The following is a 22,078-nucleotide window of genomic DNA, read 5'->3' as shown; positions in this document are numbered from 1 at the left end:
TACTCGAAGGCAACGCCGGCAACTCTCAGCGGAGCCTCAGAGATCGATGCCGATCGCGATGTTACGGCCAGTCAATTCGGCACAGGTAGCTGTGTGCGCGTACAGCTTTGCGAATGCCTCGTCCTTTGCCAATGCTTCCTGTACTTTTCCGTACACTTCCCAACTGGAATAGCGCGTAGCGATAAGAAACTCCCCGGCCCACGTACCAGTGTGAAATCGAGAAAGCCGAAGAAATTCTGCGCCATGTTTTTCGAAGATTGCCTTCGCCTGCTTGGCAGTCTTGATCATCTCCTCAGGCTTATCGCTCTTGAAGCGTGTAAATTGTACAAATGGCCATGACCTAATCCCTCCGTTGAACCCCCCACAGATTAGGTCTAGGAGTGGCCGTAGAGGTTCACAGGACGGCCCTATGATGCAGGGTCCGAGTTGGGTCAAAAGGCGAAAACTTGGTCTGAGCAATCAAGGTCCGTACCGACCCGCTAAGCGGAACTCAGGTGCCTCAACTGCGCTGATGGGCCACTAACTGACTCATGCAACGCAGAGCTCATTCGATTATCTCGTCGGCACTGGCGAGCACGGACGGTGGCACGGTCAGACCGAGCGCTCCGGCAGTTTGGCAATTGACGACCAGTTCAAACTTGATTGGTTGTTCGACAGGCGGTTCGGCGGGCTTTTGCTCCTTTGATAATCTTGTCAACGAAACCAGCTGGTCTGCGAAAGAGATCTCGGGTGTCAGCGCCGTATGCTAAAAGCAAACCGGCTTGCGCCCAATCCTTGAAACTTGCAGCTCGCTAAGCCCGCCTCCAGTGCCGCTGCAGCAGATATGAAGCGCTATTCGATCACCTCGTCGGCGACAGCCAACAAACTCACCGGAAATTCCAGCCCAAGCGACTTTGCCGTTGTTCGATTGAGCACCAGCTCGAATTTGGTTTGCTGGTAAAACGGGATGCCAGCCGGTTTTGCGCCTTTCATCACTTGATCGGTCATATCGGCAAGACGACGCATGGCGTCCCCAAGGTCAGTGCCGTAACTCAGCAGACCGCCCACATCGACGAATTCGCGATGAGGGTAGACAGCAGGCAGACGGTGTTTGGCGGCTAGATCAGCGATTAGTTGACGGTTCGTAAGGTATTCGCCCTGATGCGCAACCATGAGACCGTCAACGCGGTCTGTTTCCACTTCATCGAACACCCGCTCATACGCTGCTCCGTCGAGCTTCTCGCTGAGCAATACCGCGGCAATCCGAATACCAACCCGGCCTGCGGCTTCTCGGAGCGGTGCGAGACCCGTTTCCCAAAACATCGTCGCAGATGAAGGAATGAGCACCCGCACATTGCGTAGGTTTCGCACCGTCTCGCTAAGGAATTGCAGACGCTTGTCGTATACTCCCAATCCCGCATCAACACTCACTCCAGTGATATTTCCATCCGGTCTGGCCAGGTTCGTCACAACTCCGCCGGCGACCGGGTCACCGCTGCTAACTAATATTGGAATTGTAGTGGTCAGGGGCTTCAACTGGCGTGCAATCGGGCCGGAAAGCGATATGATCAAATCAGGATGACTGGCAACGATTGTGCGAGCCAAGTCTCCATAGTGGTCGGACTGACCGAGCGCCGAATACCGGTCCACGAGCAGGTTTTGTCCTTCGACATAGCCAAGCCTCTTCAACTTCCCAAAGTAGGCTTTGAACGTCAGGCGACCGTTGATAGTCATTCCCTCGGGCTTTTCGGCGGTATGGACAATCGCGATCCGTTTTATGCCCGGCGACCGAGCATCGGTCTGAGCGTAAACAGGCTTTGCGAAGCTCAGGGCTGCGGTGATCGCCGTACCCGCGATGAACTCCCGCCGTCGCATGTGCCCTCCAAGGATCACGCCGGAGCGCGAACAATCTAGCACTTTGTCATAAGACTGTGTGAGCGGCAAAGCTGCATTTGCGGGGCGGCGGCGAGCAAGGTCCGCTTGGGGTCAAAAAGCGGCGGCAAAAAAAGCGGCGTCCGCCGTCCGGTTTCCCTTCAATAGCTGAAGTGCCAACCGCGGATTCTGCCACCCGTATTTTTCCCAAGTGTTCGCCGGTCCCGGCTTCGGGTATGCGCTTAGTCGCATGAATCGAGCCGACAGCAACGCCCCGCCACCTCTTGCCTGCGAGAATTGCACCCGTGAAATGGTGCCGGTAGGAGCGTTGCGCGCAATCGTGGATCGGCAGGCTGTACGGGTCTACAAGTGCTTTCCATGCCAGCGGATCGTCTCCGCGCCTCTGCCGAACTAAGGACATACTTGAAATTCACGGCTGCCGCATTTGCCTGTGCCCAAGCGCAGCCAGCGTAGCCATGACGCAAGCGCCGCACCCGTGCGCCGCCTACCAAACCCCGAGAGCCATCAAACGAAAATGGTCAGGGACGAGCGCAACGGCGTCAAGGAGAGTCCAATGTCTCGCGGCCACTTCAATTCGGCGCGCCGTAATTGATTTCATGCTGCGTGTCTGTCCTGCCAACGCTATCCTGATCAGCACGATCATAATCGGCTTGCAGGCCTTCAGGACTTTGTCTGGCAATCAGAAGCTGTTTCCGCATTTCAGCGAGGCGGGCGCGGCAGTATTCGCGATAGAGCAGGTTGAATATGGCGGGCATGGGGGGGCCCCATCGTTTGAGTATCGCTATGAGATATTCCGAGTTTCTAAGCCCCAGCGATGCTGTCCGATGTGAGCCCATCCACAGGCTGCGCCAAACTTCAAAGGATGATCAGCTAACTTGCTTGTCGGTGCAAAAACGGAACAGGGCTAATTACCTAAAATCTAGCATAGCAGCCTTCTATTTCAGCAAAACTTCGTCAAACAACTCAAGATCGCTGCTGCGCGAATAAAAATCCAACCACAGCGCGAATTGAATTACCACTAGATGCAAGCACCGTTGGCTGCAACGCCACCTGTTAGCCACCGTACCGAAGCAAGAATGGACCAACCGAGGCAGCTAGTCGGTCTGCCACCTGCATGTTCGGCGTGGACTGCGTTTCGGTAGGCAGCGAGCCGCGAGAATTGACGGCCAGCCCGGTACCAGCGGCAAGAACAGCTATTACAATCGCGGAGAGATATTTGATCCTCATGGCGATGATCCTCCCATCGCTGACGACAAGACAATCGTGTTCGCTGAAGATTGGTTCCGTTGCGGGCAGGTCCGTGGTTGCGAACGATGCAAAAATGTTGGCCGGGATTGAGGCGTCCTCCCGGCCAAACCGCCGGCGCGTCTATCAGAACATTCCGATCGAGGCGAAAAGCGCAACCTCGATTAGGACAGTGAGGCTCATGATGCCGACAGTGAGAATTGCTTCGCCCGGTGGTAGAGGCGTCATAGCGTGCCTCGCACATTGCGAAGCCCCGAAGCCCAATAGCCAACCTGCCGAAGTCGGGAATGTTTCAGTTCCAGGCGCGTTAGACAAAGATGCCTAACGCAATTCGAGTTCCTTGATCGCCAAGGCCGCAATTTGTGCCGGGGCGAGGACCTCCGTTTGCGCGATCTTGATGATCTTGCTTGCGACCATTTCCGTGAGCGGGTCGTCGCGATCCTGGACGCAAAGCGTATGGAGCGCTTGCTCGTAAGCTGCGGTGATGCGGCTCACCATTTCCGGCTTTAAATCGATGGTTTGTAATCGCAGGTAGGTAGACATTTCTTGCCTCCTAAGCCCACGCGGGCGAGCATGGGAACCCGGTTGGCGACCTGAGAACTTTGGACGTTCGGAGCAGCGGTATTTGTGCGAAGCCGGGATCAAGGTGGCATGTCGCTCGTTACTACGGTGGCGGCAGGATATCCGTGCACGGCAAGGAGGCGGTGCACGTCAAGGCCAACGGTGGCAGCCATGGCAGATACCCCTTCGACCGCGCCCGTGGAGCATCGCCGGGCGATCTGCAACGATATTGGTGAGCGACTTCGCGGCACCCTCACGGACGATCTCACCCCGCTACCACTGCGATTGGAAGGCATGGTGGAGCGGCTGACCGAGTTGGACAGTGCCGCACCATCGGCCGCACCGGATCGACAGGACGATGCGCCATCCCGGCCACTCTTGAAATTTGTGTCGGCGCTTTGGCGGGTCCTCCGAAGCGCACCTTGAGACGCGGTTTACCTGGGCAACTACGGGCACCACGAAGATCGCCTAGCAAACGCGCGCGGGGCGCAGCCAGCGTGTCGCGCCATGCGGCGGCGATGATCCATTAAGAAACACCCTCTGGCCTATCGGTGGACTTCGGGCCGAAAACGGCCCTGCGAGCTTGGAACGAAGCCCTACGTTTCGAAGTCTAAGGTCAGGCGTTGCATCGCGTGCCGCGGGCTGCAACGGCCGCACCCGCATCGGGGAGAGAACGGGCATGACTGCAACCGAAAACCTAATTGCCGCAATAGGACCGTGGTTAGACGAGGCAAAGCTCCACAGGGATCAGGAGCGCGTCGATGCCTATGTTGCTTGTCTCCAAGCCGATGGTGCGGACGTGCAAATCGTGATCCGCCTTAGGGAAGGGACGATTAGCCTAGACGGTACGCACGATGACCTGCGTCTGGACTTGTGCCGTCAAGAGGTCCGGCCGCCCGAGGCTCTCAATTGGATCTTCGGTGCCCATCGCTCGAAGGATGAACAGCTCCGATAAACCTCTCTGCTTTCCGCATATCTGGCTGTGGGCTTTTTCGATTTTATTCGGTGAGATATGGTTGGGAGTTCCGTAGGATAGACACCCATGACCGCGCTGGAGCAGGTTTGGCGAGATGGCAAGCGCTTTCGCGAGCCGATCGGGCTCGGTTTCTGATTATGTTCCGCGACGCTTATGCCCGAGAACGCGATGTTGTGGTGCGCAGCATGCCCGCGGCGCTGATGGCGTGAGGGTATCAAGGCTCTCCGACCTGTCGCTCGATGAGGCGGACTTCCAACGGCCTCGGCCGTAAACGGCCACTGGTGAGGTTTTCGGCCGCCGGCTACTTGGCCGAGGCCGCTTGCGTAAAATCGCAGTGAACCAGATTTGCTCATCAGCCCTCGTCGGAATCGGGCGCGTGAGGTCCGCTGTGCCCCTGATAGCAGCGGAATACCGGATCTAACGGGAGGTCCGAGTTGGGCCAGAAGCAGACGTAATCAGAGCCGCGGAGCCCATATCGGAATAAAAAAGCGAGGTCATCTTCTGCCTACGTTCGTGCTAGTCTAATGGGCGACGAAGCATCGCCAAACTTGGCTAGTTGCAAACCTCAACGTTTGTATACCCACCCATGTTACCCTTCGCAAAGAGCGCTGGTGAGTTGCCTTCGAGCCGGCATCCCGGTCGGACAGGTCTACAGCCGGCGCTATTGCAAACAATTTGTCCGCTCGACTGTGGCTTGACAGGTGCAGCCTCGACCTTCTTACGGTCCGTGTCTCGCTTCGTCGCATCCTCGCGCGTGGTGACCGGCCTCTTCTCCTGAACCTTTTCGCATTCGTTATCATCATTGATCGGATAGCCGGCGCGACACGCGATCTTCACACATGCGTCGCCATCGGCCTTGAATCCGTGATCGCAGACCAGCGGGCAGACACGCCCGGCTTGGCCTTGATCGCGTCGAGCGTATTGATGCTCGCGAGCTTTGGGTCGAACTTCGTGCCGGCATACTTGTTGAACAGTGTCAGCGAGCGCTGTGACGAAGCATTCCAGTCGCCATCTGCGGAGGCCGTCAGGCAGCCAACGCGGCGGAGTTCGGACTGCACCAGCCTCGTCGTTTCCTGCGGCGACATCGCTGGTGGGGTCGAAGAAGGCGTTACAGCCGCGATATTCTGCTCCACATTGGGGGAGGCTTGTTTCTCGGCGGCCTGCTTCGCGGCCAGCTCGGCGGCGGCCTTATCTTTCGCGAGCTTATCGGCGAGCGCCTTCGCCGCTGCCGCCTCGGCATCCTTCCTGCGTTGCTCGGCTGCAGCCGCCTTGGCTTCCTCGATTTGCTTCGCCTTCTCGGCGGCAAGCCGGGCATCCTCGGCCGCCTTGGCGGCGGCCGCCGCCTTTTCCTGTTCGGCCTTCTTGGCTCGCTCGGCGACGAGACGGGTCTTCTCGTCCTCGGCTTGCCGGGCCTTCTCTGTGGCCGCAGCACGCGCATCCTCGGCAGCGATCCGATTTAGCTGGGCCTTGGCCAAGTCGGTGTAGAACCCGCTTGGATATCGATTGAGAAACGCGGTCCACACATCGCGCGTGCCAAGCTGGAGCGCCAATTCATAGTCGCGGCGGATTTCGCTGTCCGGGTTTGCCTGCGGCCCGGTGACGACCGGCTTGGCGGGGACGAGCGGTACGTCGTCGCCACCGAGCGAGCCGTAGACATAGGGCTCCTGCTTATAGCTGGTGTTCTTCAAGACACCATCGCGGACGAAGCCGAACGCCTTGCGCAAATCAAGACCGGCGTCGGCAGTCGCTCGACGAGCGCCGCCGCGAACGGGCTGTTTCTGGAATCGCCGTCCGAAGCCGTCGACCCCGCCTTGGCGGCGAAGGCGATCATCGTATTCGGACTGGTCGGCTCGACCTTGGCAAGACCCCGGCCGATAGCGCGCGCAGCAACGGTTCGCTTCATTGTCTTGGCAAAAGGATTGTCGCGGCAGGCATCCAGAATGATGAGCCGAAGCTGCTTCGCGGGCTCAACAGCGAACAACGCACGATCAAGTGCCACGGCCTCATCGAGAACGTCGCTGTCGGTCTCGAGAGCGGCGTCGGTCGGGATGAGGTAATTGGTCCCGTCCAGCTCGATGCCGTGACCGGCGTAGTAGATGACGGCAACCTCGGCGTCTCGCGCTCGTCCGCCGAAGTCACGCAGCGCCTTGCGCATCTCGGTGGCATTGAGATCGGTCTTGAGGTCGATCCAGTCGAATCCGGCCTTCTTGAACATGCCACCGACCAGGGCGGCATCGTTAGCGGGATTGGCCAGCCTCGGCACGCTCTTGTAGGCGGAGTTTCCGATCACCAGCGCGAGGCGGCGCTCCGCATGCGCCGAGCCGCACGTCAGACCGAGGAAAAGAATCAATGAAAACCAGCGAAACGCGCCCATCGCAGCCCGGAATAACATGTGCGCAGCGTATGCACAGCCTATCGAAAAGCAAGCTCCCGCTCTGTGACGTTGATCGCGCTACAATGTGCTTCGGGTCATCGGACCGCAACTCGCCAATGGGCCGCGGTAGGACTGCTTAGGGTCAAACCGAGAAAAGCTCAGATCGAGCAATTCGCGTCTGCTAAACGCTGTGCAGCAGACCTCAAATCGGCGAGCGGCAGCTTCGCCTTGGGCCAATAGCCGACGTTCACTCGCCTTCGCTCTTCTCAGGAGGTCAAACTGATCTCGATCGACGCCGAGACGGTCAGAACGCGAGCAATCTGCGTCCTCACGATCACGGACATCTGTCCGATCTCTGCGCGCACTTCGCTCTTGCCGCGGATGGCTTCGGCCAGAGCTCTAAGAGCGGCGTCTCGTGCAGCGTCGAGGTCCGGCAGGTAGACCGAGGTCGTCGTGAAAATCGAAGAAGTACCGGGGCATGGGTCTCGAACGACAGCTGGACCAGAGCGCTCCCTAATAGAACAGGCGCAGCACGCGACTGTTGAGGCTGCTAACTCTTGCAGGAGTGTCACGGGGAGCCGCTAGCGGACTACGGCTGCAGGATCGTCACCGCTCGGAACGAGCCAATCGACCGAGAGCAGGCAGGCTTCGACGATGGCGAACGAGAGTATGCCTCCGATCCATCCGAAGAAGACGACGGCAAAAGTTGCGAGCATGATCCCGCAGAAGACATCGGCCATACCTTGGCTACGCGCTCGCCCTTGTTCTGCTTGGATGTGAAATACGGCATTGGTCTCCCCAGTGGCTTACCGGCAGGGACCTAGCCACACCTGGAGGTGGTCGTCGTCCACTCCTCAGGGTATCCGCGCCTACTAAGATGTCTGCATCGGGTCAGAAGCAGCGGTCGTGGCAAGCGCAGCCCTACGTCCGGTTTGCGGCCTATAGCCGACAAACATCGAAATTGCCGTTATACGGCGAGGGCCTGCCTCAAAGCGCGATCTATCCGGTTGGGGAGGTCCTTCAAAATCGGCTGCTCGCTGGACCAATCCCGACGCAACGTTGCTGCCGTCTCTCGGGCAACGGAGTTGTAGCGCGCCACGGGGCGGCGGCATTCAGAACACCCCGATCCAAGCGAAAAAAGCAATTTCAATTAGGAAGGTGAAGCCCATGATGGCGACAGTGAGAACTGCATCGCCCGCCGGTAAAGTGGTCATAGCGTGCCTCGCCTAGAAGCGAAGCCCCGAACCCGAAACCCTAACTCCCGGACGTTCGGAAATGTTTCAGTTCCCAAGGCGGGTTGGGACGCGCGCGAGACGTTAGCGCCTTTCGAGTTCCTTGATCGCCTGAGCGGAAATGTTCGAAGCGTCCTTGATTGGTTTGTCAGTTTGTTAGTCGCGATGGTCTGGGTGTTGTTCGGGATGTAGTCCTAAACGCATGAGCCTACAGTCAGATGCGCACAGCACGACATCGATTTGGTCGTCAGTAGCTGCCGTAGCGAGTGCCGACGTTGCCGTTGTACGGGTGTGAGCGTCGAAGATTGATCTAGATCAACGGCAACGCTGACCTCCAGCTTACCGCATCGTGCTAGTGCTGTGAAACTTGACAGCCGCGCGCAAACCAACTGCGCCATCCTCTGGCCGATCCAAATAATGTGGTTTCAGGCCATTGCCCGTTTGAAAGATGAGAGGGCTCGATGCGCAAGAAGCTTACGGGCCGCCTTTCCTCGATTCCAACTGCTACCGGAGGAATAGCCCGGCTCGCCTGCGCTCGGCTACGGAAGGCGGGCAAAGACTTAAAGCCAGTTCTGGCGGACGCAGGTCTAGCAATTCAAGGTATTGAGAATCTCGACTGCCGCGTGAAAGCGGAGTCGCAAATCAAGGTACTCGAGCTTGCTGCTACAGAGCTGCACGACGAATATTTTGGATTTCGCCTGGCTCAGGATTTTGAACTGGGCGAAATCGGGTTGGTGTACTATGTCATGGCGTCATCCGATCGGCTCGTCGATGCGCTTCGAAGCGCGGAGCGCTATTGTGCAATCAATAATGAAGGCATTCGGATACGCCTTTCTATCAACACCGCTGTCACGATAGGGCTTGAATACCCGACCTTGGATCGTGGCACCGATCGCCACCACACAGAGTTTTGGCTTGTCACCTTGCTGCGCATCTGTCGAGCGCTAACCGGCGTTAGAGTCGCACCGAGGCAGGTCAAATTCAGGCATCTGAGAACGCATATACCGAACGATGTGCGAACCCATCTAGCGTGTATGATCACTTATGCGGCCGACACGGACGAGATTCTTTTTCCGAAGTCGATCGGCTCTTTGCCGGTTATCGGCGCTGATGTCCATCTGAACAAGCTCTTGCTCAAATATGCCGATGAAGCGCTCGGTCAGCGTAAGAAACTGCGCGCCAGCATCCGATCCCAAGTTGAAGATCAGCTCGCCCAACTACTCCCCAACGGCAAAGGCAATGTGCCTGAAGTTGCCCGGCGCCTTGGCATGAGCCGCCGCACGTTCGCTCGGGCATTGTCAGAAGAGGGCGCAACGTTTTCGGCGGTACTTACCGATCTGCGACAGGCGTTAGCCAAGCACTACTTGCGCGAAGAGCAATTGCCAATCTCGGAGATCGCGTGGCTCGTGGGGTATGGTGAGGTCAGTTCGTTTACTCACGCCTTTACCAGTTGGACAGGTCTGACACCCCGAGAGTTCCGGGCCTCCAACACCGTGAGGTGAGTGCCTCAGCAGCACGAAATCCAAAATTTCTGGCTCAAACTCACAAGAATTTTCCTGGTGAACTGCGTAGAGTTTTTTTGCTGAGTACTCTTGAACGAGCGATCTTCCTGACGAATCCAACAAAAGTGGGTCACGCTCATCACCCCCGACGCAAGGGTGCCGAAGATGTATTGCGGCTGGATTCCAAGAACCCCACCCGCCCAAAGGAGGGAGCATGTGCGATAGCTTGGAACACGCGGAGTGCCGTTCCGCAGCGAAGAACTGTGCTATGTGTGGCGGGAAGTTTGGCCTGATCCGTTATTACTCCTGGCGAACCGCGCTTTGCTCCAAGGAGTGCCTCGACCTGTTCAGGGCGCGCCGCGAACGTGATCGCCGATGGCTTCTCCAACAGCACACGATTTCGCGCCCCCTACCTCCGAGGGCGCGCTGATCGCGACAACGGCGAGGGTGGTGGCCCGCGGTCGAGATCAAGGGCAATTCGCGTAGCGCCGATCGCCTGGCGCGCGCGGTGCGTACTCACTAATCTCCCCAAGCAGCCATGGCTGGAGCAAATCGACAACTGCGCCTTCAACGGCACCGGGCAACTCCGTCAACTCGGATGGCGCGATCTCAATGTAACGCGCGTGTGGTGGCCTCGGCTTAGGGCCGTCGAGCGGGAATTCGAGGGCACGAACAGCTTTGGACTTGATCGGGTAAACAGCGACGGCCTCATTGAGCGCTTCGTCTGGCAAAAGCAGCCACAGGAGGGCCGACCGCAAAACGGCTTCCTCGACATAACGATTGCACTGGGACGTCGCCTCTGTGGTTCACGCCGCCGCGCTAATCAGAGCGGTCAACTCTCGGCCCACTCAGCAGTTCGGGTTGGAGGTCGAACTGATGACTTTGGACCCGCTGCTCATCCATGGTTATGCGACTTCACCTAACGCCGTAATCCCTGCAACCAGCACGTTCCCCCGCTACGAGATCGGCGACCCGCAGACGTTTGACGATCTAATGATGACCCTAGACAAAGATGTGTGGAATTTGGGCGGTCATCACCCGTCGTGGGAATTAGGCGTGACCTGGCCCCAGATAAAGCCGTCCTAAGAAGGCATCAGTTATCACCGCGCGCCAGCTTTGCGACTGCTCGACGGAGTTTGATTTCGATGCACCGAGCGCAGATCAGCTCGCCGTCCCCGGCCGGTGGCGCAAGAACGGTCAGCTCTTCTGGCGCGAACTCTCTTCGCAATGATCGCATCGGGTGGCTTTGAGCATGCTTGCATTTTGCTCACGCTGTTGTGGCGAAATTCGGCAGATGCCGGAATGAACCCAAGAACTGCCGTTAGCCGGTGTCTGGAAAACACAGAAAGTCGCGCCGACCGAAATCGGCGCGACTTTTCTCAACACCAAACTCGATCGGAAATGAGCTGTCGATTACTACTTCTCTTTGATGACAGTCGTGCTGCTGCTACTACCAACTGTTCCTTCCTCGCAGACTTTGGTCTGCTTGATGCGATCTTCGGCTTCCACGCGGCTCTTGAAAGCCAGCGGACCGATCTGTGTTATGACCTCCTTGTCCGCCGGACGTGTCGTAGTTACGGTGCAATGGCGGTTCGGACCCTGCACGACATAGTACTCATCGGCCAGTGCCGGGGCGGCGCTTCCGATGATTAATGCGCCAGCAAGAAGAAGTGGTGCCTTCATTGTTGCCTCTCTCTGTTCAAGTGCTGCCGACCGGCGCGATCGAAAAACCGTCACGTGCTATCGCGCACGCGACCGCTCATGCTCTCTTCGGCGGCTCTGTAACTCATTGCGGACTGCAAGAGTTCCGAAAGGCCACGTCTGTGGTGAAGATAACAAGTGAGACCCAAGGGATCCGTCTCAGAATTCAATCCACGCGCCCTGGAACTCCCCCGATTGCGTGCTCGCGTCAAAATACCAGAGTGGTAGAATACAAGACTTCGCACCAAACAAGGTGCATTCGTGAGTGTTGCAAGTACCGGCGACGCGCGAGCGATGAACATCTTGCGCGAACTGAACGAGGCCGAGGCGGAGCTGGTCGGCAAGACCGTCGTCTTGACTGACGGCAAGGCCGGCACAATTGATCGCGTCTTCCTCGATGATGAGCACGGACTTCGCATCTCGGTCATGACGGTCGCTGGCCGATTTCGACGGTGAAACACATTGAGGGCTGATCGGCCGTGCGCCCGGTGGCAGCGAACCCTCCCAGCAGCGCGCGCTCGGCGACCTGCGATCAATCAGTGAATGGTTGACTTCACCGGGTCTGCCGATTCATCGAGAGCTGTATTCTCCTCGGCCTCTCGCACTCGGCCTCGAAGGGTCTCAAGTTCGGCAAGCTGAGAAAGAAGCGCCTGAGCGCGCAGGCACAAGACAACGCGGTTGTATGCCCGATTACGTTTACTCACTGCACGCCCCCGATGTTTGTACAGTTGGCCGTGGGTCGGTTTTCATCACCGTGTTGCTGGAGTTTTCTCAAGCTCAGCCAAGTGCTCCCAGCATTCTGCGTCCGCGAGGAGTTTCCATTTGTTCATGCTGTTGTACGCGGCCTATTGACGGCACAGAGAACCCATCGCGCGCAAGCGTCGCACCTTCTCCACTGCAAACCTCCTTCGGACTTGTCTTTCGCAAGCCGTTGTTTGTGTCGGATTAAACGTCTCGCAGATTAAAATGACGAGTGATAGCCCGATGTTTGACTGGTGTAGATGACAGCGCAATCGTCTTACTTTTCAGCGGCGTCGTATTTTCAGAAAGCGCCTGATTGCATCCAATGCTTCAATCAACGTTGGCCGCGCTGGTCGAGGCGGCAAGCGTGGTCTGCGAGGGGGCATCGTGATCACAACAAACAAAACGTTGATCAGTAGCCATAGCCCAAGAACTAGGAGGACAGTTCGCACGCGAACCTCCCGAAAAATTAACTAAATATAGGGCGCTCCACGTCTCGCGCGATTGCGAGCGCTGGCACCGCGCGGGACAATGATGACCGCTTTTGATCTCATGCGCAGCACAGCCAACCGATGTCGGCCGTGCCGCCATGGCTGGAATTTCATCATGCAAGAGGCCACCAACTGGGACGGGCTTTACTTGCTAATGCGGGGATACGAACGCGGCAACGCTGAACGCCAACTATGCAGGCGGCGGCTAGGGACCAGCGCGCTATGGCGATCTCTCTAGGCATGGTGCCCAACATCATGCGCCGTACCACGGTTCTTAGCGCGTTATATTGTGAAGTAGATGCTCGTAACGACTAGGGCGACCAGTAGTGCGCCACCCACGAGCGCGATGGCAAAACAGACGCGCGCCGGGATCGAATAGTTGTCGAAATGGGGTTCTCTGATAATCACGCTACGGTCTCCTCCCTGCATTGGAGTGCACCGGCTGTCTTTATTGATGGAACAACTGAATTCCCTTTGTGGGACGACGTCTAGTCAATTCAGTTCCGCAGTGCATCAGGCCACAAGCGAAAACCACCGCCCAAATAGGCAGCCTCTCTGACGTTCTTGGTGATTGAACCCATTTAACTTCTTATATGCCCTCGGAAGACGAAGACCGGCGTGAATTTCTCAAGACTTCGGCGGTCACGCCGCCGGCCATGACGATGTTGCTTTCCACCTCCCTCACGTCAAACGCTATTGCCCACTCCGGCGGTGGAGGCGCCCGGCACGAGAACCACGGACACCATCATCACCACCACCACGACCGCGACTAGGCGGGCAAGGAAGATAGTAGACAGTTAAGGCCGCGCTGGACGCGGCCTTAGTTCTTTGTGAGAGGCCTTGCCGGCTCTTGTGCCCTTGCCTCAATATCAACGGGGGGGCGACTCGCCCGTGCGGTCCTTCAGGTCGGCCGCTCGCTGGATCAATCCCGACGCGACCTGCGGGTCTTTTGTTGTTTTTGCCATTCGCAGCAGCGTTGCTGCCGCCTCTCGGGCGAAGGAGGTGTAGCGTGGCACGTCTTTTTATCCCAATCGCGAAGTCCCCGTGGGATGATTCAGAACCAGGGACCGCGTTCCGGGGCTCTGTATAAAAATGTACACAGGTGACGAAATGTGCCCTCTTCACCTCCACGATTACGGGGTCTTGCTTCTCGAAACACGCCAGTAGCCGACCAGCGCCCGCCATTCGAGGGCGGCCACGATGGCGGCGATGCAGCGCCTTCGAGTTCGCTCCCGTCAAGATAGCGCACGCGATGGAGGATCGAACCTGTCGATCTTATGGTTGTCCTGCCACAGCTCTACCGCATGGCCGTCAACAAGTTGCTCGGCGCGCTGACGAGCAGTTTCCTCGTCTTCGCAGATAAGATCGATGCGGTCAGTAACGTGACCTTCTTCATCGATAATGTAAGCTCTGAATTCTAACATGGACGGGGTCGTTGCCGCATTTACCCGACCGATTTTAGAATGGTTCAAAGTTATGAGTCCAGCCCGTTCGCTTTTGGGGTTGCATTCCTTACACGAGGCTTACGCCATTCATTCCACCGTGTGCGTCCTCTCCCTCAGGGACGCGCATTCACCGAACGACGGAATTTCCGCTATGGGTCATAAGCGGCGGTCGAGGCGAGGGCGGCTCCGCGTCCGCTCTAACGACGATAGCCGACCTCGCAACAGGACCGGCGCGGTTCGGCAAAGGGCCAATAGCCGACGTTCACTGGCCTTCACTCTTCTCAGGACAATGTACGGAAGGTCGGATTCCCGTCGTGAGCGGACCTGACTAAGGGCTTGAAGTGGGTTTGTAACCTACTGACTGAGGCGGTCTTATTTCGCCAGTCCGCGGCGCTCTTCGTCTGCAATGGCAGTCAGCATCTCGTACTGACTGGCGAGACCGCTAAGGCTGTTCGCGATGTTTCGAAGCACGTTGGCTTTCCTCTGTGAAACTCCGATCTCCGCCGCCTCACTACGGTAATCCGTCGCCAGCTTCCGGCATTCCTCAACGGTCAGCACTTGCAATCTCACCGAGCAAACAAGATCAGCGCAAAAGAGACCACGGTAAAAGTGGCGCCGGCAATCGCTGCAATCGAGAACAGGCCGTTGCGCATGAGACCGCTCCAGTTGCAGAGACTATACCGCAACCATTGGATTGGACAGTCCAGAAATGAACTTAGGAGACTCCAAGAACGCCAGCAGTTGCGCGTCTTGAGCCGCTCAGGTCGTCTCAGGACTGCGAGCGCGTTATTAACGCATCTTCCTCTTCCCAGCCCCGCCGCCATAGGTCATGGCGAGCTGAGTAGGATGGAAAGGGATTGTCGTCCAGATGCGCACCATTCCGCCGAGCTTCTCTACCTAGTTCTAAGGCGATCTGAGCGGATACGCCCCTCGATCTTGGCATGTTGACTTCCAGATACTGAAGACGTGTTAGGACAATTTGTCGGCTCTGCCGCGGGGCGACGCAGCTACAACCTCGATCGTTGCTGACACGGTCATGATAGACGATTCTTTCGTCCTCACGTTGACGGAGAGCCTGTCGGTAAGCCCGGAAGCACTGTGGTCCCGTATTCCCTCAGCCAGGTATCGCATCGCGGCATCACGAGCGGCGGCGAGATCAGGAAGCTCCTCGCCATCGTCATCGAGGATCGTGCCAGCGAGGTCTTGGTAATCAAAATAGAAGCGCATGCAAGCCAACGCTGCCCTTATTCGGGCGTTCCTGACGCCAAGAGCCGGCACTCTGGCTGAGCGTTTTGAGCCGATTACTCAAAGTTAGTGAGAACGATCCAGTCCCTCAGGGACACCGCATTCACCGAACGACGGAATTTCCGCAATGAGTCACAAGCCGACGGTCGGCAGGCGTCGCGGCAGGTCGGCTAAGGGCCAGAAGCGGAAGTCGTTCGTTGGCAGGCTACTGCAAGCCGAGCGAGACGGATCGCTCGGCCACAATGCAACAGCTCAGGGTTTCTAGATCGGCCTCAGGCTGCTTTCACTAGCACGTCAGTCAACCAGTCGGGCTCAGCGATCATCACTGAGTGACCAGACGTCGTGTTTTCGAGAACGGTCCAAGAATTGTCCGACCTACATTCCCCTGCCGCCTTGTCCAAAGCAGCCAGCTGGAATTTGGGCAGGCGAATATAGGTTTTCTTAGCGACCTTTTCGCGTGCGCCCGAGAGCTTCACTGGCTGTAGCCATGTGCCAATCGGTTGCGGGGTGACTTTCGATAGGACCCAGGCAACGTCCTTGGGGTCGCTAAAAGCCGTCGTAGGGAGCGCTTTCGGAGCTGGACGGCTGATTGCACCGTCCTCCAGCGGGAAGGAAACCAAGTCTCGAAATGCCTGACCGTCAGCTGGCTTTATGGCATCAACCCAGACGATAGAGGCCACACGGTTTCCGATACGCTCAAGCGCACCGGACGCAGGACATCCGGCATAGGAATGGGCAACGACGCAAATGTCTTCCAGGTCCTCCCACTCGACCAGATTTGCGATATCTGTAATGTGGGTATCGAGATTTATGTCCTTGCTTAGCAAGTGCGAGCGTTCAGCCAATCCCGTGAGCGTAAGCGGATAAACTTTATGGCCCTGCTTTTCGAGCCTCTCGGTAACGCGCTGCCAACACCAAGCTCCGTAAAATGCGCCGCCGATCAGAACAAAAATTTTCCGTGCCGATTGGGCACGTACGCTGCTGATGCTTGATGAATCGGGTTATCTGTCGGAAGCGGACGCCTTTGTTGCTCAGGGCTCGAAGGCAGCCATGGGCCAGAAGCGGAAGCGGCGCCGACCCTCATCGTGGCTTGATCAGACGCCATTCACCGTTACGGCGCTCGATAGAGCTGGAGACCTTGCGTTCGGGCGCACTCAATGACGACGCAAGAAGTTTGACGCGACTGTTGCCTTCCCAGCCGGCAAATTCATAGAGCCATTCCATTGCTTGGTGTGCGATAGTGCCAGTCCTTGAAAGATGGATTGGATGTGCTCGGAACGATGTCCATTCCGTTGGGAGGTCCAGCGGGGCCCTCAGACGAGGCGACGGATACGAGCCAGCGTCTGTCCGGCGAATAGTGTGGGGGCGCAACTATTGTTATGTCGTCACCCGTATCGGCCCTTACGAGGAGCCAACTCGCACCTTCCCAATAATCGACCTCGATCAAGATAAGGTCGTGCTCGGGAAAATACCCCGTCAATTGATACTTAACGCAGCCGTCAGCGTCGTCGGACTGACACTTCGCTTCCTCGTTGAGATAAATTCTCGTCTTCCCGTTCCTGAACTTCAACTGCAAGCCAGGGCCGACGCGCTGGGCCAGCTCGCCAACCTGCGCCAGACAAGCTTTCTCCGACCGGTCAATTTCGCCCACGCCCTGGTCACCGACACAGCAGCCGTCCTGCGAGGGATGATCAGAGAAGGAATAAGGAACGCCAGCAGAAGCATTCGCATCAAACAGGTAAGATGCGACGGCTGTGAATATTGCAAACCCTATCAGGGAAATCTTCATCGCGGAGCCCGCGTCCGTCAAAAGCTCGCGCTTATGGCAGAAAACCCCTTCTGATCAAGTTAATAGCTTTGGAGCAAAATTACCGAACCGTCGATTTCCGCTTTGGGTCACAAGCGGCGGTCCGGCGCTCGCATACGGCAGGTCCGCTCTACCCTTGATACCAGACCTCCCTACGCCAAGGACACCGGTCCGATCCCCAAGAGCGCGCGCGATAATCGGGGCGCTGCGAACGACCCTCTTAGTCGCCGGAGGCGTGGCTTTCAGCTGCATCATTGCCTCTGACTTCAGAATGGAAAAGGCAGACGAGGACGGCACGGATTGTTTCTCAGCAATCGGGTTGTCTCTCAGCAATGGGCGATTTGCTGGAATTCCATAGGCCTCGTGCAAGCGATAGACGGGCGACCCTAAATGGCTTTCGGACGATCATAGGCAAGTCCATTGGGCGATCGACGGGCACAATGGACAATCACTCTGAAGGAAACTCCACAGCCGGTGACCCCACACGTCTGCTACCAGTTTTTCGCTTAGCTGGGATTCGAGTTTCACGCGGTAGGAGCATGCTGAAATTCATGCTCCGCTTCCATGCAAGTGTCGCTATCGTTCGAATTGATGAGTTCAAGGCGGGTCAGAGCAGCTCCGCGTGTGCGCGGAGCTGGCATTGTCGGCTTGCATTGACGTGGAGGACATCCGCTCCTCCACACCAACAACGACAGGATGCTGAAAAGACATCGACTCCTATAGATCAACGGGGACGTCGCGCAAATAGCTACGGTGAGTAGCTACGAAGATGGGCCGCGGCTTACCCAGACGGCCTGACTTCGAATATCCACTGACAACGGATGAGATATTACTGCCAGCAATTTCGACAGCTTCATGAGCTCGCGACGCGCGCCCGCAAAGCGCCGAAGACCGGCTCAGGCCCGCTAACGGTTCGCCGAATTCCACTCTCTGCGCCGATAGTCATGAAGCAACTGCTCCTGTCTAAATTTCCGCTCAGCGAATTCCATCTTGGCCTTCAGTTTCCGTCTCGCCAGGTCTCTCTCTGCACCGATCTTCTGGACGTTGAAAGCTCGCGACGAGTGGCTATTGCGATGCTCGGTGCGCTCATCTTGGAGCACGCTACGCGGGATCGCGAAAGACAGCCGCCCGGCGCGCGATTTGAGCGCGCGGGCCAACCGCAGAACCTTCGACCTGCGCGCGCGGCTCAGCCTTTTGATGACAATTTCCCACGGGGGTGTAGCCTGCGCTCGGGCGGAGCTTGATTCGTCATGCTGGAAGCTATTCTCATGCTGCTGGGAATTGGAGCCGTGGCCCTTCTGCTTATTGCGTTTTGGGGACTGCATAGGCACGTGTGACCGGGCCCGGCGTGCTTGAGGAATCTAACGGTGGACGCTAGCCGGTTCACGATTGGCGAATTGTCTCACGGTCTCAAAAGAGCGCTCGGAGGGCTCAGCAGTCCACTCTCTCAGTTGCCGTAGAGACAGCAAAATTGCTCTTCACCCGTCGTCTTTGATGAGGGAAACCACCGTTACGAGATCCGCATCTCGACCTTTGTGCACTTCGACGTAATCTGCGCCGGCGCCAGGCGTTCTGCCGATTGTCGTGGATCGGCGATCATGCATGGATCGTTTACCAGCCCCAATGCTCCCGGCGGCCGATCCAATTGCCGGTAAGAGCGCCGGAGCAACGACGAAGGGCCGCAGGAGCGCCTAAAAGCTTACAGGACGTCTCCTGCGGCCAGCGCCGGCACGTTCCGCACGATCGGCGCGGCACTGCGAGTGCTCGTACAGAGGCTGGTCAGCGTGAAGGGCAGGGGCCCGTCAATCAGGTGATTTTAATAATTGGGAGGCTTGTCTTCCCGCTTGAGCAGTCCCAAACGCCGTTCAAGCTCTTCCTTCTTGGCTACGAGTCTCGCGGCAAGAATGTCATTGACGACCGCATGGAGTCGCCAAAGCTCTTCGAGAGACATGCTCTCAAACGGCTGTCGTTCCATGAATCCCCCCGACTCACGAATTGCCCATAGCTTGGGCTTACGAGGGGCAGATAGCAACTTCGGGGTTGTTTCGCGGAGAGTTACCTACACCTGCGGCGCCGACCTAGTTTCTTGGAAGCTGAACGACTCGACCTTGACCGCGAGCGGCGTCAACTGAGCTTGCGCTAATCGGTTTCGCAGGACACCTAATTCAGCCATTTGACATTCGATAAATACGATACGTTGGTGCAGAGCAAAAACGGCATCGAAAGTTCGATCGGAAATACTCATCACGGCCTCAACACAAATGGACTGAAAATATTTCGACAATCATAGCATTACGACAGTGGAAGGGCACAATTGCAAGGCGAATTCTTGAGCAATGCGCCCGACGCCGTTTCTCGAGAAAGGAACACTGGGCGGACTGATGCTTGAACCGGCGCGCGCCCAAGCCACCCCGTTGGCGTTGCCAGCGGCTGGCGCGGCCACCGCCGATGACGAAACCATTCAACGCCATCGGCGAAGTCGTCCGGAAACAGGCAAGGTTGTAGGTTGACGACATCAGACGCGGGGAGGCCGCCATGCTAGTCCTGATGAGCCTGATTTGGCGACGACTTGCCTACACAATGCTGATCGGCATGCGATCCAAGCTCGTACGTCGGTGAAACGAGAGGCGGCTGTAGGTCAGGAAGCCACCATGCCCAAACAGGTCGTGAAAGTTCTCTGCTCTTTGGCAGTTGCGTGCCGGGTCGCTTTCGGCACGGTAGCGTTGGTTGCGCAAAATGGCACGAACGCCCACCTGTCTCAAAAACGTAACCTGTTCGTGCTCAGGTTGATGTAGCGGGCTAGTCACACTGGTTATCGGAAGCCTGAATTCGCGAAGCTTCTGACCGTAGTCTTCCAGCAAACCATCGGCGGCGGCCCTTGATGCATGGTGCGGCCGATTGTGAAATGGATCATATTGCGAGCCAGAAATGTCGCGATAGGATCATTCCACCGGGGCTGGCTGTATATTTCACTTAGATCTTTTCACCCGGTGTCTTTTGACCATGCGAGATCGCAGCGAGAACATCGCTGCGGCCTTCGTGCAGGCCGGCTGCTTTTAATCACCAACAAGCTTTGTTTCCCTCGCTGCAAGTTCTACGTTTTTCTGTACCGAAAATTTGCGGAATCCAAATTGCCGTGGAGGACGTTTATGCCTAAGGAGAATTGCCTGATTGTTCGTGCCGCCGGAAAACGACTGGACCTGTTACGAGGCGAGGCTGCCCGCATCGCCAAGGGAGCTAACGCCGGCTGGTGGACCGACCGAGCGGAGATCGGCACCAGGTTCTGCTTTGAAGATTCTAAGTCAAAAGAGCTGTTCGCACTCACCTGCGACAGCCTCGGCATCACCTGTCAGGACGGCTAATCCATTGAAAAACCCGCCGGCCTGGAAGCCGGAGGTGTTTGGATTGCAGACCAGACCGGACAGACCATGAGCAGTTGCAGCATGAAGGCTCGCCAGCTGCGAACGAGAGGCCGGGAGTTGAGGCGGTGACCCACAAAGGGAAGCGGGATTGTGTCAGCGACGATCTGGACGCGCCTGGAGGGGCACGACTTTGTCCATGTCACTGTGACCGGAGCGCCGGCTTTGCAGGTTCACCACCTGCTCGAGTTCGAGAGCCTCTATGGCGAGCTCATCTGCCAAGCGTTCGAAAAGTGCGCTCCTTTGCGAGTCGCTGGTTCGCCTGCTCATAAGGGCCAAATCCGCGGCGTCGGCACGGAGTTTGTCCAATTTTTCCCTGAGGTCCGCCATGGTATCGGCCCCGTCCTGGACCCACCTCGTCATGTGGTGACGGGACGCAGGTCAACGGGAACAGGCTATGGGTTCTTCCTTAACCGATTGTTAGGCCGACATTCATTAGGGCCGAGATGTGAACGATCGCCCGCTAGCTTTGCCGAGCGCGGGTCTGCGGCTATTTCGCTCAATCCTTCAGTGCGCACGTGGTCACGAGCAGCATGGTCCGGCTGCATTGCCAATCGGATCCCAACATTGGTTCATTGACTCCACGAGGAGTACCGATGGCCATAGTAGTACCAGCGGCCGCTAGAACAGCGATGGTCAGCGCGAGCGTTCGATAGGTTGTCAAGTTCCACTTCATTGCGCTTCCCTCCAGTGGAAGCGCCCATGCTACGCGCAGAGATACATCCCGCTTGTGAACTACTTCACACGGCATTTCTCAACAGTCATCACAGTCGCGTGCAGCAAGCCCGCGTGAACCGGCGGCACTTGAGAGCAGTCCGCTCTCTTACACAACTTGCCGTCGAGACAGCAAAATTGCACTTCACCCGTTTTGGCCAGGGAGGGGCCCACCTGCTGCGACAAAAACTACGGTTTCGGTAGTGCTTACTCGACCGTTGTAAACACCGTAGTATTTACTCGCACGGCGCAGAAAAGCGTGCACAATCAATAGAGTTGACAAGACACCCCTGCCCCGAACACGTACTAAGGCTTTCATCGCATCGCCGAGATCCCTCGGGAGGTTCCCTTGAGAACCGTGGAAGACCACCACGTTGATAGGCCGGATGTGGAAGTGCAGTAATGCATGTAGCTTACCGGTACTAATCGTTCGATTGGCTTGATTGCTCTCATTTTCAGTGTCCATAGGGTCGTGAAGACCCAGACCAGAATGAATGAGAGGCGCTAGTCGCCAAACAAAGATCGCTTGCTTCGTTTTCTTGTCCTTCGCCGGCCTGGTGGTTTTAGCGAAGAGCCTCAACCCGATCCCATCCCGAACTCGGCCGTTAAACTCTTCAGCGCCAATGGTACTATGGCTTAAGCCCTGGGAGAGTAGGTCGCTGCCAGGCCTGCAAAGGACAAGAAATCTTCCTCTTTCGATGTAAGAATTCAGAACGCCGCTTCGGGAAACCGAGGCGGCGTTTTTCTTTGTGC

Annotated in this window: 15 protein-coding genes, 1 rRNA gene, 3 pseudogenes and 1 other annotated feature; of the genes and pseudogenes, 6 read left to right on the top strand and 13 right to left on the bottom strand. The window is 57.3% G+C overall.

Going from position 1 to position 22,078, the window contains the following annotated elements; all coding sequences use genetic code 11:
* Positions 1–36: 36 nt before the first annotated feature.
* The 7 genes and pseudogenes from GA0061098_RS41860 to GA0061098_RS41825 form a co-directional block, all read right to left on the bottom strand.
* Complete coding sequence (locus GA0061098_RS41860; protein ID WP_091967668.1) at positions 37–288, bottom strand: hypothetical protein; 252 nt, start codon at positions 286–288, stop codon at positions 37–39.
* Between the two features lie 543 nt (positions 289–831).
* Positions 832–1,854 carry an ABC transporter substrate-binding protein gene (locus GA0061098_RS41855; protein ID WP_091967666.1) on the bottom strand — a complete coding sequence of 341 codons (1,023 nt, stop codon included), beginning with the start codon at positions 1,852–1,854 and terminating at the stop codon, positions 832–834.
* A 587-nt stretch (positions 1,855–2,441) separates the two neighbouring features.
* Entirely contained in the window at positions 2,442–2,627 is a 186-nt protein-coding gene (locus GA0061098_RS41850) for a hypothetical protein (protein WP_091967664.1), read from the bottom strand.
* An 811-nt stretch (positions 2,628–3,438) separates the two neighbouring features.
* Positions 3,439–3,660 (bottom strand): hypothetical protein, encoded by a 222-nt coding sequence (locus GA0061098_RS41845; RefSeq protein ID WP_091967662.1) that lies wholly within the window; start codon positions 3,658–3,660, stop codon positions 3,439–3,441.
* Positions 3,661–5,206: 1,546 nt separating this feature from the next.
* Positions 5,207–7,028 (bottom strand): annotated as a pseudogene (locus GA0061098_RS41830) (caspase family protein).
* 266 nt (positions 7,029–7,294) lie between these two features.
* On the bottom strand, positions 7,295–7,600 hold the full coding sequence (locus GA0061098_RS47620) for a DUF6894 family protein (RefSeq protein WP_430649300.1): 306 nt from the start codon (positions 7,598–7,600) through the stop codon (positions 7,295–7,297).
* 9 nt (positions 7,601–7,609) lie between these two features.
* Positions 7,610–7,768, bottom strand: coding sequence for a hypothetical protein (locus GA0061098_RS41825; RefSeq protein ID WP_245323962.1), 159 nt, complete (start codon positions 7,766–7,768; stop codon positions 7,610–7,612).
* Positions 7,769–8,721: 953 nt separating this feature from the next.
* Between GA0061098_RS41825 and GA0061098_RS41820 the strand changes: the two genes are divergently transcribed.
* Positions 8,722–9,762, top strand: coding sequence for an AraC family transcriptional regulator (locus tag GA0061098_RS41820; RefSeq protein WP_091967655.1), 1,041 nt, complete (start codon positions 8,722–8,724; stop codon positions 9,760–9,762).
* A 1,416-nt stretch (positions 9,763–11,178) separates the two neighbouring features.
* On the opposite strand, the gene GA0061098_RS41800 is transcribed toward GA0061098_RS41820, so the two are convergent.
* A complete protein-coding gene (locus GA0061098_RS41800; RefSeq protein WP_091967643.1) occupies positions 11,179–11,445 on the bottom strand; it encodes a hypothetical protein in 267 nt (88 codons plus the stop codon).
* Positions 11,446–11,757: 312 nt separating this feature from the next.
* Between GA0061098_RS41800 and GA0061098_RS46735 the strand changes: the two are divergent.
* Positions 11,758–11,936, top strand: a pseudogene (locus GA0061098_RS46735) (PRC-barrel domain containing protein).
* Between the two features lie 1,352 nt (positions 11,937–13,288).
* A pseudogene (locus tag GA0061098_RS46730) lies at positions 13,289–13,414 on the top strand (twin-arginine translocation signal domain-containing protein); the annotation flags it as partial.
* A gap of 516 nt (positions 13,415–13,930) precedes the next feature.
* On the opposite strand, the gene GA0061098_RS41785 reads toward GA0061098_RS46730, so the two are convergent.
* The 5 genes from GA0061098_RS41785 to GA0061098_RS41765 form a co-directional block, all read right to left on the bottom strand.
* Entirely contained in the window at positions 13,931–14,119 is a 189-nt protein-coding gene (locus GA0061098_RS41785; RefSeq protein WP_091967637.1) for a hypothetical protein, read from the bottom strand.
* Between the two features lie 393 nt (positions 14,120–14,512).
* Positions 14,513–14,698, bottom strand: coding sequence for a hypothetical protein (locus GA0061098_RS41780; RefSeq protein ID WP_245323960.1), 186 nt, complete (start codon positions 14,696–14,698; stop codon positions 14,513–14,515).
* 411 nt (positions 14,699–15,109) lie between these two features.
* Entirely contained in the window at positions 15,110–15,367 is a 258-nt protein-coding gene (locus tag GA0061098_RS41775; protein WP_091967633.1) for a DUF6894 family protein, read from the bottom strand.
* A 290-nt stretch (positions 15,368–15,657) separates the two neighbouring features.
* The gene (locus GA0061098_RS41770) at positions 15,658–16,326 is read right to left on the bottom strand and encodes an alpha/beta fold hydrolase (protein WP_245323964.1); all 669 of its coding nucleotides are present in this window, start codon (positions 16,324–16,326) and stop codon (positions 15,658–15,660) included.
* A gap of 266 nt (positions 16,327–16,592) precedes the next feature.
* A complete protein-coding gene (locus GA0061098_RS41765) occupies positions 16,593–17,174 on the bottom strand; it encodes a hypothetical protein (RefSeq protein WP_245323958.1) in 582 nt (193 codons plus the stop codon).
* A 2,669-nt stretch (positions 17,175–19,843) separates the two neighbouring features.
* On the opposite strand from GA0061098_RS41765, the gene GA0061098_RS45500 reads away from it, so the two are divergent.
* The 3 genes from GA0061098_RS45500 to rrf all read left to right on the top strand — a co-directional run bounded on the left by GA0061098_RS45500 (position 19,844) and on the right by rrf (position 21,993).
* The gene (locus GA0061098_RS45500) at positions 19,844–19,987 is read left to right on the top strand and encodes a hypothetical protein (protein WP_165637954.1); all 144 of its coding nucleotides are present in this window, start codon (positions 19,844–19,846) and stop codon (positions 19,985–19,987) included.
* Between the two features lie 354 nt (positions 19,988–20,341).
* Positions 20,342–20,554 (top strand): hypothetical protein, encoded by a 213-nt coding sequence (locus GA0061098_RS41750; RefSeq protein ID WP_018319114.1) that lies wholly within the window; start codon positions 20,342–20,344, stop codon positions 20,552–20,554.
* A gap of 1,109 nt (positions 20,555–21,663) precedes the next feature.
* Positions 21,664–21,759 (top strand) — a sequence feature (23S ribosomal RNA rRNA prediction is too short).
* Positions 21,760–21,878: 119 nt separating this feature from the next.
* Positions 21,879–21,993: ribosomal RNA gene (gene rrf / locus GA0061098_RS41740) — 5S ribosomal RNA — on the top strand.
* The last annotated feature ends 85 nt before the right edge of the window (positions 21,994–22,078 follow it).

The sequence above is a fragment of the Bradyrhizobium shewense genome, assembly GCF_900094605.1.
GTDB lineage: Bacteria > Pseudomonadota > Alphaproteobacteria > Rhizobiales > Xanthobacteraceae > Bradyrhizobium > Bradyrhizobium shewense.
This window is presented reverse-complemented; position numbering and strand designations above follow the sequence as displayed.